The sequence below is a fragment of the Chryseobacterium sp. Tr-659 genome, assembly GCF_011752975.1.
Classification (GTDB): Bacteria; Bacteroidota; Bacteroidia; order Flavobacteriales; family Weeksellaceae; genus Chryseobacterium.
The window spans coordinates 97,888-111,738 of sequence record NZ_VWWP01000001.1; the positions used below are offsets into that span (position 1 = coordinate 97,888).

The window sequence follows — 13,851 nt, forward strand, 5'->3', positions numbered from 1 at the left end:
GAAACGCCCTGTTTAAGGAGATTTTAATATTTTTTTAAGGCTCATTTAAGTTTCTTTTAATCGCATCAAAGCAATTTTGTATTTTAAAAAGAAAAATAATGAACAGAATTGCAGTGCTGTGTCTTGCCGTTTCCTCATTCATGGCGGCACAACAGCAAATGTCTCTTGTGGAATGCGAAGAAGCTTTTCAGAAGAACAATCTACAGCTGCTCGCCGAACAATACAACATCAATATGGCTGATGCAGATATTCTACAGGCTAAAATCTGGGAATTGCCGCAATTGAGCGGGCAGTTTAATGCATATAACCCCGAAGGAAAAAAGTTTTTTGATGTTGGACATTCAAAAGGAGCTGGAATTACTCAACTAATTTATATGGGAGGCAAAAAGAAAAATGAAATTGCTTTTGCCAAATCCAACAAAGAACTTGCCCAGCTTCAGTTTGCCCAGCTTCTTGTTGATCTGCGGTCTCAGCTCCGCTCGGCATATTTCAATCTGTATTACGAAAAACTTAAACTCGAAAATACAAATAAGCAGTTAGGATATATGAATGATCTCCTAAGTGCCTATCGTGTGCAGTCCGCAAAAGGAAATGTTTCTCTTAAAGATGCCGTGAGATTACAGAGTATTGTGATTCAGCTGAACCATGATAAACTTGAAATCAGTAAAAATATTCTTGATTTTGAACAAAACCTGAAAGTTTTAACAGGAATTACAGAAGATATAGAACCAACGATATCAGAAGCCGAAGCGAAAGATGCACTTGTTGCACAACCTTTTGGTGATGAAGAGGAACTGAAAAAGAAAGCATTGGAAAATAATGCAGATTACCGTTATAATTTAAAATTAATTGATAACAGTAAATTATATGCTCAATGGCAGAAGTCATTGAACGTTCCGGATCTGAATGTAGGAGCAGCGTGGGATCAGGCAGGAGGTACCTTTAATAATGAAGCCAATCTTACATTGGGAATTCCTCTTCCGCTTTGGAGAGTAAACCAGGGAAATGTGGTAAAGGCAAATTATGTCATTCAGCAGAACCAGAAAAATGCAGATTTTCAGAAACTGACTCTCGAAACCAAAGTACAGTCTGCTTATAAAACCTGGAAGGCACAGTACGACCAGCTTCTGGATATCAAAACCACAGATCTGCAAAATATGGATCTTGTATACAATGGAATGCTGACCAATTTTAGAAAAGGAAACGTCAACTTGATCGAATTTACAGACTTTATGGACAGTTATCGTGAAACAGCACTTCAGATCTATGATATGAAGAATGAGATCATGCAGTCCGCAGAACAGCTTAATCAATTAGTACAAACGAAAATCTTCTATTAAAACCATGAAAACATATATTATTCCCATATTGATGGTCCTTTCTTTAGCAGCTTGCGCAAAAAAAGAAGAAGTAAAAACCAATCAGCCTAAAAAAGGATTTGAACTGAGCAACACCATGTTGAACTCCATTTCCTTAGCAAAAGTAGAAAAAAAGAACATAGAAGATGAATATAGCTTTTACGGAAAGATCTCCGCAGATAAAAACAGTTATATAGATGTTTATCCACTGGTGGGAGGAAACGTGATGAGTGTAAATGTAGAACTGGGGGACTATGTGAAAAAAGGACAGGTGCTGGCAACCATCAGAAGTACCGAGCTGGCAGAGATCCAGAAAGATGTAAGTGATGCTAAAACAGACTTGGTAGTGGCAAAAAATAATCTTCGTGTCGCGAAGGAATTGTATGAAGGGAAACTGAATACCGAAAGAGATGTACTGGAAGCAAAAAGTCAGCTGCAAAAAGCGGAAGACCAGTTACAGAGAGCAACAGCCGTAAGTACGGTGTATAATGTGAAAACCGGAAATATTTACAGTGTAGTTGCCCCTATCAGCGGTTATATTGTTCAGAAAAGTATCAATAAAGATATGCAGCTGAGAAGCGATAGAAGTGATAATATCTTTGACGTTGCCAATACCACTAATGTATGGGCTATTATGAACGTTAATGAATCCGATATTGATAAGATCAGCCTTGGAATGAAAGCTCAGGTATCTACGCTGTCTTACCCGGATAAATTTTTTGACGGGAAAATTGATAAAATATTTAAGATCATTGATCCGCAAACCAATGCCATGCAGGCAAGAGTAGTCCTGGATAACGCCAATGGCCTTTTGATTCCGGACAGTAAGGCAACCATAAAAGTCTCCAGCCTGGAAAGCAACAGTATGCTGACCGTTCCGTCTAAAGCGGTGATCTTTGATGATAATAAAAGCTTTGTAGTGATTTTCAAATCAAGAACGGATGTGAAAATCAGAGAAATCAAGGTGCTGAAGCAGGTCGGTGATATTACCTATATTGCAGATGGTCTTAAAGAAGGAGAGGAAGTGATTACTAACAATCAGCTGTTGATCTATCGTTCTCTGAACAGCTAACCTTAACACCTCTTACTTTATCATGAATAAATTTATTAAAAATATAATCGCTTTTTCGTTAAAAAATAAAGCTTTTACCTTTATCTGGGTGGCTGTTTTAGCGATATCCGGATTTATAAGTTTCAAAAATATGCCCATTGAAGCTTTTCCGGATGTAACCAATACCCAGATTGTTATCATTACACAATGGAATGGGCGTAGTGCAGAAGAAGTAGAACGTTTTGTAACTACCCCCATCGAATTGGCGATGAGCCCGGTTCAGAAGAAAACCAGTGTGAGAAGTACCACGATGTTTGGACTCTCCATTGTTAAAATTCTGTTTGACGATGGGGTGGATGATACTTTTGCCAGAAATCAGGTCAATAACCAATTAAGAACCATTAGCCTTCCTGATGAGGTAGATCCTGAAGTACAGCCACCCTACGGGCCAACCGGAGAAATTTTCAGATATACTCTGGAAAGTAAAACAAAAGACTCCCGTTCATTGCTTACATTGCAAAACTGGGTGATAGACCGTGCTCTGAGAGGAGTACCCGGAGTGGCAGATATCAACGTTTTTGGAGGGCAGGATAAAGTTTTCGAATTAAGTATAGATCCGAGAGCCCTGGATAAATATAATCTTACCCCTCTTCAGGTGTATGATGCTGTTACCAAAAGCAACCTGAATGTGGGAGGTGATGTGATTGAAAAAAATGGTCAGGCTTATGTGGTAAGAGGAATCGGTTTGGTAAAATCAGTTGCTGATATCGGAAATATTACCATTCAAAATGACAGTGGAAACCCTGTACTGGTAAAAAATGTAGCAGAAGTTCATGAAAGCTCGATGCCAAGAGTAGGGCAGGCGGCCTTAAATAATCATGATGATACCGTAGAAGGAATCGTGGTGATGAGAAAAGGAGAAAACCCAAGAGAAGTACTGGTAGGAGTAAAAGCTAAAATTAAAGAGCTTAATGAAAAGATTCTTCCGAAAGATGTAAAAATGGTTACGTTCTATGACAGAGATAACCTGATGGATTTTACAACGTATACCGTAATGCATAATCTTATTGAAGGAATTGTACTGGTAACGGTAATTGTTTTGATCTTTATGGCAGACTGGAGAACAACATTAATTGTTTCTATTATTATTCCATTGTCTTTACTGTTTGCCTTTTTATGTTTAAAACTGGCCGGGATGAGTGCTAACCTGCTTTCATTAGGGGCCGTAGACTTCGGTATTATTATTGACGGAGCCGTCGTCATGGTGGAAGGACTCTTTGTAATGCTCGATCATAAAGCCCACCGGTACGGAATGGAAAAATTCAACAAACTGGCCAAAGGCGGCTGGATTAAGCAGACGGGAACCGGCTTAGGAAAGGCGATCTTCTTTTCAAAACTGATTATCATCACTTCCCTGATTCCGATATTCTCGTTCCAGAAAGTAGAAGGAAAAATGTTCTCTCCTTTAGCATTTACGCTTGGATTTGCATTAATGGGAGCACTGATATTTACATTGACACTTGTACCTGTTCTTTCTCATATCCTTTTAAATAAAAATGTAAAAGAAAAGAATAACCCATTTGTAAATTTCTGGGATAGAATTGTTCTAAAAGGTTTTAATTTAACCTATAAGCATAAGAGAACAAGTATGATTGTTGCCATCTCGTTTCTTGCTTTGACTTTATTCTCCGGTAAATTCCTGGGAACGGAATTCTTGCCTCAGCTGAATGAAGGTTCCCTTTGGATCACTGCCGAAATGCCTATGAGTTCATCACTGAAAGAATCGTTGAAAACGGCAGATCTGCTTAAGAAAGATATTATGAGTTTTTCCGAAGTTACAGATGTTCTTGCCCAGACGGGAAGAAGTAATGACGGAACAGATCCCAACGGATTCGGATTTGTACAGTTTGCCGTTAACCTGAAACCAAGGGAAGAATGGAAACGAAAGATTACTTATGATGAACTGATTAATGAAATTGATCAGAAATTACGAAGTTATCAGGGGATCACATTTAACTATTCCCAGCCGATTTCTGACAACGTGGCAGAAGCCGTAGCAGGTTTTAAAGCGGAAAATGGTATTAAGATCTATGGAGACAATCTGGAGACATTGGATAAACTGGCTCATGAGGTTTTAACGAAAATTAAAGATGTAGACGGAGTAAAAGATCCGGGGATCATTAAAAATATTGGGCAGCCGGAAGTAAGTGTGGTACTGGATAGAGATAAAATGGCCGCTTATGGGGTAATGCCGGCAGACGCACAGGCAGTACTTGAAATGGCATTCGGAGGAAAGACAGCTTCTGAAATGTTTGACGGAGAAAGAAAATTTCCGATCCGTCTTCGTTATTCACAAGAATACAGAACCAATGAAAATGATATTGCCGCTTTGATGGTTCCTACACAGGATGGTGCAAAGATTCCTTTAAAAGAAATCAGTAATATCGTAAAAGACAATGGAGCTGCATTTATTTACAGAGATAATATTAAAAGATATATCGGGGTGAAATTCTCAATCCGAGACCGAGACCTTGGAGGAACCATTGCTGATGCTCAGAAAAAAGTGGCAACTATTGAGCTTCCTGACGGATATTCCGTAGGATGGACAGGCCAGTTTGAGAACCAGCAGCGTGCTTCCCACAGACTGACGCAGGTAGTTCCGGTGAGTATCCTGATGATTTTCTTCCTGTTGTTTATCCTATTCGGGAATATGAAAGACTCGCTCCTGGTACTTGCTAATGTACCTTTTGCATTAATTGGAGGAATTATTGCATTGCACGTTACCGGAATCAATTTTGGAATCTCTGCCGGAGTAGGAATGATTGCTCTTCTGGGAATCTGTATTCAGAACGGGGTAATCCTTATCACGGAATTTCATCAGAACGTTAAAAACGGACTTGATATAGACAATGCCATATTGAGTGGAGTAAAATCCAGAACCAGACCCGTGATTATGACGGCGCTTATGGCATCCATCGGGCTTATGCCGGCTGCTTTATCCACCGGAATTGGTTCAGAATCTCAGAAACCTCTTGCTATTGTAATTATTGGAGGACTTATTACAGCTACAATACTTACACTACTTATTTTTCCGATTATTTTCTGGATCTTCAACAGGCCAAAAAAGCACAGTCAGATTTAATTATCTTTCATTTTATATATTAATCGAGCCTGGAATATTCTGTATTTCAGGCTTTTTTATAAAAGCTTTCAGAAAGTTTTTTTCAATCAGGAAAAATGTGTAAATTTGCAGTCTCAATACGTTAAAATATAAGGTTTGTCCTTTATGGGATGATAATATTGAAAGTTTTTTTAATAAAAAGTTTTTGGTATTTAAAAATTCATTATATTTGCACACCGAAAATTTGAAAAACAATAAATAAATAATTTTAAATCATGGCAAAGGAAACGTTTAATCGTAACAAACCACACTTGAACATTGGTACTATTGGTCACGTTGACCATGGTAAAACTACGCTTACTGCAGCTATCAGTAGTGTATTAGCTAACAAAGGTCTTGCTGAGAAAAAAGACTTCTCTGCGATTGACTCTGCTCCAGAAGAAAAAGAAAGAGGTATCACTATTAATACAGCTCACATCGAGTACGAAACTGAAAACAGACACTATGCACACGTTGACTGTCCAGGTCACGCCGACTATGTTAAGAACATGGTAACTGGTGCTGCTCAGATGGATGGAGCTATCTTAGTATGTGCTGCAACTGATGGACCAATGCCTCAAACTAGAGAGCACATCCTACTTTGCCGTCAGGTAAACGTACCAAGAATCGTTGTTTTCATGAACAAAGTTGACATGGTGGATGATGCTGAGCTTTTAGAGCTTGTTGAACTTGAACTTAGAGATTTATTATCTACTTACGAATATGACGGAGATAACTCTCCAGTAATCCAAGGATCTGCTCTTGGTGCTCTTAACGGAGACGAGAAGTGGGTTAAAACTGTTGAAGAATTAATGGATGCAGTTGATACTTGGATCGAGCAGCCTGTTAGAGATCAGGATAAGCCATTCTTGATGCCAATCGAAGACGTATTCTCTATTACAGGTAGAGGTACTGTAGCAACTGGTAGAATCGAGGCTGGTGTTATCAACACTGGTGATCCAGTTGATATCGTAGGTATGGGTGATGAAAAATTAACTTCTACTATTACAGGAGTTGAGATGTTCAGAAAAATCCTAGACAGAGGTGAAGCTGGTGATAACGTAGGTCTATTGTTGAGAGGTATTGAAAAAACTGACATCAAGAGAGGTATGGTTATCGCTAAGAAAGATTCAGTTAAGCCACACAAAAAATTCAAAGCTGAGGTTTATATCCTTTCTAAAGAAGAAGGTGGACGTCACACTCCATTCCACAACAAGTACCGTCCTCAGTTCTACGTAAGAACTACTGACGTTACAGGTGAGATCTTCTTACCAGAAGGTGTTGAAATGGTAATGCCTGGTGATAACTTAACAATCACTGTTGAATTACTTCAGCCAATCGCTCTTAACGAGGGTCTTAGATTCGCGATCAGAGAAGGTGGTAGAACAGTAGGTGCAGGTCAGGTAACTGAAATCATCGACTAATCATCTTTAAACAATATAAAAGCTTCCGTAAGGAACCTCTTTACGGAAGCTTTTTAACTACGGGCATCGTCCAATGGTAGGATACCGGTCTCCAAAACCGTTGATCAGGGTTCGAATCCTTGTGCCCGTGCAAATATAAATTATGAGTTCATTTGTCGATTTTTTAAAAGGTTCTTATAACGAATTCAGACATAAGGTTGAATGGCCAAAATGGGCTGACCTTCAGTCATCTACAATTGTAGTGACTATTGCGACAGTGATTCTGGCATTATTTACTTTTGGAGTTGATGAATTGTTTTCTAAATCAATCAGCAACATCATTGGAATGCTAATCAACTTGTTCAATTAATTAAAAAGTATTTTCCCATAATGAGCGAATTGAAATGGTATGTGCTGAAAGCAATCAGCGGACAGGAAAATAAAGTGAAAAACTATATTGAGACAGAAATCAAACGTTTAGGGTTTGAACAGTACGTTACTCAAGTGGTTATTCCTATGGAAAAGGTAATCCAGATTAGAAACGGTAAAAAAGTTCCTAAAGAAAGACCTTACTATCCTGGATACTTAATGATTGAAGCTGAGTTGATGGGAGAGATTCCTCACGTTATCAAAAATATTCCTGGAGTTATTTCTTTCTTAAGCTTAACAAAAGGAGGGGATCCTGTTCCAATGAGAAAATCTGAAGTGAACAGAATGCTTGGAAGAATGGATGAACTTTCAGAATTTGCAAGCGATGTTGAAATTCCATATGTAGTAGGTGAAAATGTGAAAGTAATCGATGGACCTTTCAACGGATTCAATGGTACAGTTGAGAAAATTCTTGAAGACAAAAAGAAAATTGAAGTTTCTGTATTAATTTTCGGTAGAAAAACTCCAATGGAACTAAGCTACATGCAAGTAGAAAAAGTATAACAAATACTTATATAAAATATAAACGGCCACTTATTGAAGTGGTCGTTTTTTTGTTTTTATTTATGTAATAATCCGGGTTTAATTTTAGTTCTGTCGTTATTTTTATCCCATATTGTTGAATTTTTATTTATTATAGTATCTTATAGTTTAATTTTCACTAATTAGGGATAATATAGTGCTGATTGTTTAAAATAAACAATTATTTTTTGTTTTTTTTACATATGGCATGTTTTTTGTTAGCAATAAATTAATTAATCCATAAGCCTTTTTATATTTTAACAATATACCATGCATGAAACATGAGTATAATGTTTCGTATGAGTTTAAGATATAAAAAGGATTGGGGAAAATTAGTTAACCACATAAACACACAAAACAATGACGAAGATTATTTCGACAGTACTTCTTGCAAGTGCTGTATTTTCCAATGCTCAGGTAGGTATTAACACAAATACTCCTGAAAAAACCTTATCCGTAAACGGAACCATGAAGACATCCGGGATGTATTTCAAAACCCCTCTGGAAAAACTGGGGACCAATGAAAACTATACTTTTATCATTAAGTCTCCCGCTCCCGAAAATAAGATTACTGCTTATAACGATTCTTTCGTACCGAATTCCCCGGCACCTATCAATCTTATCCAGTTTAAAATTACCTGCGATGCTACGGATAAAGACTGGGTAAACCAGTTTGATACTAAAATCAATTCCAATAAGTTTCTGGTAGTAATCTCATCATTTGGATTTACGCAACCGGTAAGAACCTTTTCCGCAGACTGGCTGACTCCTGTTCCACAAATCTTTGCCTATTCCTCAGGAGGAACATGGAAGCTGAAAGCGGACTATCAGGGATTTGCTCCTGATAACTCATTCCCTACCGGAGTTTGGACGCTTAACCTTCTTGTTTTTGACCGAGCTTATGCAAAAGAACTTAACCCTACCCAGGCAATGGGTGCTTTAACTACCGGAGCCGCTGCCGCTCCTTTGATTCAATAAAATAAAAACATAATAGAATGAAAAAAATTATCACATTTGTCCTTGCGGTTGGAGCTTTTTTAACTGCTGGAGCACAGGTAGGTATAAATACTAAAACACCACAATCCACTCTGGATGTTGAAGGAGAAACTCTGGTTGAATCTTATCTTATTGATACGGTAAATTCTGCGGCAGGAGGAAACTATTTTCTTTTAACCCGTTCTAAAGATACCAGCCCGGTAGGAAAGGTGAAATTGCTGGATATTTCTCTTAGAAATGTTGCTCCTGTGAATGCTTATAAAATTGTTTTAACCAATGTGAATCAGGATGAAGTTGTAAGTTTGAATACAGGACTTGAAACCAGTAAATATGTAGTAGCAATTACCGGAGCTGTTTTTACCAATGCTATTTCTGCTGCTAATACTACAACTACTCCTAAATCTTTTGGAGCATATTCTACTGAAGTTACACCGGTAACAAGCGGCGGGAAGACATACCACGCTATTAACCTTGCATTTAAAGGTGCAGGAACTGTATCTTCTGCTAATGGTACATGGACACTTACACTGAATGTTTTTGAAAGATCTTTGGTAAAAGACTGGGGTACATTCAATGGCTCGGTATCAGCATCAGCTTCACCAGTATATTCAGGTGTTTCAACAAATACTCCTTTAGGACTTCAATAAAAAAACAAATATGAAAAGAAAGATTTATATTATCACAATCATGTTTCTGGGTATTCTCCTAAATGCTCAGACCGGAAGAGTGGGAATTAAAACAATCAATCCTACACAGACTCTTGACGTAAACGGGGATACCCGTACCAATGCTTTGTATCTTAGAAATCCGGGAGAACCTACCATGACGGGAGGTAGCTTTCTGGCTACTTCTCAGAATTCTTTACAATTATATGATCCAACCCTTGAAAGCAGTGGTTTGTTTAATTATCTGAAGCTTACTCTGACAGGAGTGTCGGGAGCAGGTATTACAGATTACGATACTAAAATTGATGCTAACAATTTCCTTCTTATCGTACATAATTATTCATTCAAGCTTAATGATGGTACTACTAGTGTTGCTTTAGATTATGGAGATAACGGGACAAATGATAACCGCCAGGGATCTCCTGAAGTTATTGCATTCAAAAGTAACGGAACATGGCATCTTAAGGCAGGCTTTACCAACAGCCGGCTTATAGCGCTTACATCTGCTAATCCTGCCAGAACATATAATAACTTTACAGTAGAATTTTATCTGATGGCTTATAAAAGACTCATCACAAAACAAAACTTTAATGATATTACTGAGGATTTGGGTGGAACAGACGGCTCTACCAAAACCATTAGTAAACCAGCAGGTTTTTAAAAATTGCTTTCATCATAAAAATCATAACCGGCCATTTATTTTAAATGGCCGGTTTTTTTGTGGCTTTTTTGTGAAATGTTTATTTTTTTATCATATTGGTTGGCTTTGTGTTATATTGTATGTCATTTTCTTAAATGATTTTATAATTTTATATTGAAATATATTTTATGGGGAAATATTTACTTTTTATATTGATGCTAAGCCTTGGGGGATTCTGTTTTGGCCAGGATAAGAAAGAATATGAAGAATATATAAGGGTTGCCAATGATATAAAATTTAAAGATTGGCCAAAAGCAGAACTGAATATACAACAAGCCAGAAAAAAAGTTTCTGAGAAAGATTTGGGCGACTTTTACATAGAAGCAGCCAAAATTTACAGTGATGTCAATTATTTTGATCTCGCATTGGATTATTCTGCAAGAGCGTATCATTTATTTCTGGATAAAGATGAAGAAAAAACCGCAAAAATAGATGGGATATTTGCTTACATCTACTCTCAGCTCAATGATACCAAAAGAGCAATTTCTTACTATAAAAAACTTCTGAATTTTTACCAGAAACAGAAGAAGCAAACGGAAACTATCAAAGCACTGAATAATCTCGGAAACGGATATCTGGTTTTATCAAAGCTGGATTCTTCAAGATATTATTTTGAAAAAAGTTTGATGATCTTTGAAAATTATAATAACCCTGTTCTTAAAGCTTTCGTATTTTCAAATTTTGGGAAGCTTAATTTCATTGAAGGAAATACGGTGAAAGCAGAAAGTTATTTACTGGAAGCAAAAGATATTCTTAAAAATAATCATATTGATGATGAGAAGTCAAATTATCAGGTTAATTATAATCTGGCTAATTTCTACATATCAATACACCATCAGGAAAAAGCATTATTCTATGCAAAAAACGTTGGAAAGTATGTTGTGCCGAATGCTGTAAGTTTTGACAATACCAATTATTTAAAAACATTGTATCAGGCATACCAGCTAAATAAAGAGTATAAACTTTCCACTGAAACTTTTGCGCAATATGATTCTATAAGAAACCTGTTGAATATAGAAGAAAAGGCAGTGAATGTAGAAAGGCTGAAAGTAAAGCAGGATTATGAATTGCAGAAAAGAATTGATAAAATTGAACAAGACAGAGAGAATATGCTCTATGTGATCATGGTAATCATTCTTCTGTTGGTTTTAATCATTTGTATTTTATGGCTTATCAATTTCAGAAACAAAGCTGAAAAGTTACGGCTTGAAAAGAAACTGATTGAAAACCGGGAAAAACAGCTGGAAATTGATAATCAAATGAAAGAGAAAATGCTTGTCTATAAATCTATGGAACAATCCAAAATAGAAGAAATCTTCAAATCTCTTTTGGAGCAGGTGAATGTTTTAAAATCTAAATTGAAAGACAGTGAAATTGATGAAGTTTCAAGAATTATCAATGAAATTAAGCTGAATACTAAACAGGACTCCTGGGGAGATTTCGAATACCATTTCCTTAATGTTCATGAATCATTTTATGAAAATCTGGATCGCAGGCATCCTGGGCTTACCAATTATGATAAAAGATTGGCTGCGATGTTGAAGCTTAAATTATCTACAAAAGAAATTTCCAATCTTCTGAATGTAACTCCGAAAACTATAGAAAATTCAAGAACCAGACTCAGAAAAAAAATGAATCTGACTAATACAAAAGAAGATCTTGCTCAATATTTGAATGAATTGTAAGTTTTTGATAATCATTATTTTATTTTCATGTGTGTGGAAATAGTGTGGTGGTTTTTACTGCTTATGTGGTAATTGTGTGGGTGATTTTTAATAAGATTTGAAAGGATTGTATTCCTTTGTTTCATATTTAAAACAATACCGCTATGAAAAAATTACTTACTCTTTTTATAACCTTATCCCTATGCTTTTTGGGAAAATCCCAATGGAATTCAGCTCTTGATCAGAATCTTCTGGTTTCAAGCCCCGGAGGGTCCTCTTTTGCGGCTACTACAAGTGATGGCAAAACATATATAGGATATTGGAAAAGCGTGCCGGCTCCGGTGAATTTCGAACTGAGATTACAGATCCTGGATAAATTGGGGAATAAAATGCTTGGAACAGATGGGATTAAAATTACAGATCAGATTCCCATGAGTACTTATACTGTTGTTGAAAGAACTGCAGTAGATGCTAATGACAATCTTTATATTGGAGTTACGGGAACAGGGGCCGGAAATCCGGGATTTGTTTTCAAAATTACTCCCCAGGGAACTTCTGTATGGCCGAATGGTATTAGTTTAGGAGAGGCTTATCTGCCTACAGTTTTACCATTGTCTGATGGAAATATTGTGGTAGGATATTTTCCGCCAAGTCAGAAATATACCAAAGTACAAATGTTTAATCCTTCGGGGCAGGCGGTCTGGGCAAGCCCTGTTCAGATTCTTGCTGATGATACTACCAAGAATACAATTCCGGCTGATCTTTACGAACTGTCAAATAGCGAATGCGAGATTATTTTTCACAAACAGCTTTCTTTTGGAACAACGAGTTATTTGTTCGCTCAGAAAATAAGTTTAAAAAACGGAGCAATTTTGTGGGATGGAGCGAAGCAGATTACCTCCAAATCTACGGCTTACAACGCGAAATATTCAGGAGCTGTAGACGGAGATGTAGTGTATTATGGATTCAGCAGTGGCGAAAGTATGAGATTTGACGGATATCTTCAGAGGGTTAATTCAGATGGAAGTCTTCCATGGGGAACTGTAGGAGTAGATTTCGATACTAATCAGACTTATTTCGAAAAAGATATGAAGATTGCCTTTGCTCAAGGATCTTCTTATATCTGGTCAATGTCGAATTATAGTTCTTCATCACAGGGAGAGAATGGAGAGTTTATACAGAAATTTGATAAAAATACAGGAGCAAGACTCCTGACAGATCATGCAAAACAGGTATTTCCTATTGATAATATTTCGATGTTCCATTACGGTGAGCTGCAGCTGGTAAATAATAAACCTTTTTTTGTAGTGCAGAAAAAAGAAACTCCTACATCTCTTAATGTTTCTTTAAATGCTGTGATGCTGGAAAGTGATGGAAATTTCTCGTGGCCTCAGCAATACCTTCCGATGGCCACTTTTTCAGCTTCCAAATCTTATCCTAATGTTCTAAGGCCGGTGGACGGCCAAAGTGTAGTGGTGTTTCAGGAAAAGAAAAGTTCAGATAATACACCAGCAATCTATGCCCAAAATCTGATATTGCCAGCCGGGACCATGGCTGCACAGGATATTGCAATTAAAAATTCAGATATGGATATTTACCCTAATCCTGCTGTGGATGTTATTCATATAAAAGGAATAAGAGATCAGGATTTCAGTATTTATAATGCTGCTGGCCAACTGGTAAAATCAGGATCTGCGAAACAGGGAGAGATTGAAGTGAGGGATCTGGTAAAAGGAATGTATATATTAAAAATAAAAGGGAAGGAAGAAAGCAAGAAATTTATTAAAAAATAATAGTTCAAAATAGTAATAATAGAATTAGTTAGAGAGAAGGGCAGAGATCTGCTCTTCTTTTCTTATTTATGATATGAACAGATTGGCGGAGAATCATTTGTGAATATAAA

At 37.0% G+C, this 13,851-nt stretch carries 11 protein-coding genes and 1 tRNA gene; all 12 read left to right on the forward strand.

Annotated features, from left to right (window positions below):
* Positions 1–98: 98 nt before the first annotated feature.
* A complete protein-coding gene (locus F3J23_RS00465) occupies positions 99–1,340 on the forward strand; it encodes a TolC family protein (RefSeq protein WP_185156416.1) in 1,242 nt (413 codons plus the stop codon).
* A gap of 4 nt (positions 1,341–1,344) precedes the next feature.
* Positions 1,345–2,430, forward strand: a complete 1,086-nt coding sequence (locus tag F3J23_RS00470; protein WP_167022471.1) for an efflux RND transporter periplasmic adaptor subunit — start codon at positions 1,345–1,347, stop codon at positions 2,428–2,430.
* A gap of 22 nt (positions 2,431–2,452) precedes the next feature.
* A complete protein-coding gene (locus F3J23_RS00475; RefSeq protein ID WP_167022474.1) occupies positions 2,453–5,551 on the forward strand; it encodes an efflux RND transporter permease subunit in 3,099 nt (1,032 codons plus the stop codon).
* A gap of 254 nt (positions 5,552–5,805) precedes the next feature.
* Entirely contained in the window at positions 5,806–6,993 is a 1,188-nt protein-coding gene (gene tuf / locus F3J23_RS00480; RefSeq protein ID WP_034693176.1) for an elongation factor Tu, read from the forward strand.
* Between the two features lie 59 nt (positions 6,994–7,052).
* Positions 7,053–7,123 (forward strand) — tRNA-Trp (locus tag F3J23_RS00485).
* A 12-nt stretch (positions 7,124–7,135) separates the two neighbouring features.
* Positions 7,136–7,342 carry a preprotein translocase subunit SecE gene (secE, locus tag F3J23_RS00490; RefSeq protein WP_045501119.1) on the forward strand — a complete coding sequence of 69 codons (207 nt, stop codon included), beginning with the start codon at positions 7,136–7,138 and terminating at the stop codon, positions 7,340–7,342.
* 20 nt (positions 7,343–7,362) lie between these two features.
* Positions 7,363–7,905, forward strand: a complete 543-nt coding sequence (gene nusG / locus F3J23_RS00495) for a transcription termination/antitermination protein NusG (protein WP_065395256.1) — start codon at positions 7,363–7,365, stop codon at positions 7,903–7,905.
* A 378-nt stretch (positions 7,906–8,283) separates the two neighbouring features.
* The gene (locus F3J23_RS00500) at positions 8,284–8,901 is read left to right on the forward strand and encodes a hypothetical protein (RefSeq protein ID WP_167022476.1); all 618 of its coding nucleotides are present in this window, start codon (positions 8,284–8,286) and stop codon (positions 8,899–8,901) included.
* 17 nt (positions 8,902–8,918) lie between these two features.
* Positions 8,919–9,566: a hypothetical protein gene (locus F3J23_RS00505; protein WP_167022479.1), complete on the forward strand. Its 648-nt coding sequence runs from the start codon at positions 8,919–8,921 to the stop codon at positions 9,564–9,566.
* Positions 9,567–9,576: 10 nt separating this feature from the next.
* A complete protein-coding gene (locus F3J23_RS00510) occupies positions 9,577–10,245 on the forward strand; it encodes a hypothetical protein (protein ID WP_167022482.1) in 669 nt (222 codons plus the stop codon).
* A 167-nt stretch (positions 10,246–10,412) separates the two neighbouring features.
* On the forward strand, positions 10,413–11,969 hold the full coding sequence (locus tag F3J23_RS00515; RefSeq protein ID WP_167022485.1) for a LuxR C-terminal-related transcriptional regulator: 1,557 nt from the start codon (positions 10,413–10,415) through the stop codon (positions 11,967–11,969).
* Between the two features lie 143 nt (positions 11,970–12,112).
* The gene (locus tag F3J23_RS00520) at positions 12,113–13,741 is read left to right on the forward strand and encodes a T9SS type A sorting domain-containing protein (protein WP_167022489.1); all 1,629 of its coding nucleotides are present in this window, start codon (positions 12,113–12,115) and stop codon (positions 13,739–13,741) included.
* The last annotated feature ends 110 nt before the right edge of the window (positions 13,742–13,851 follow it).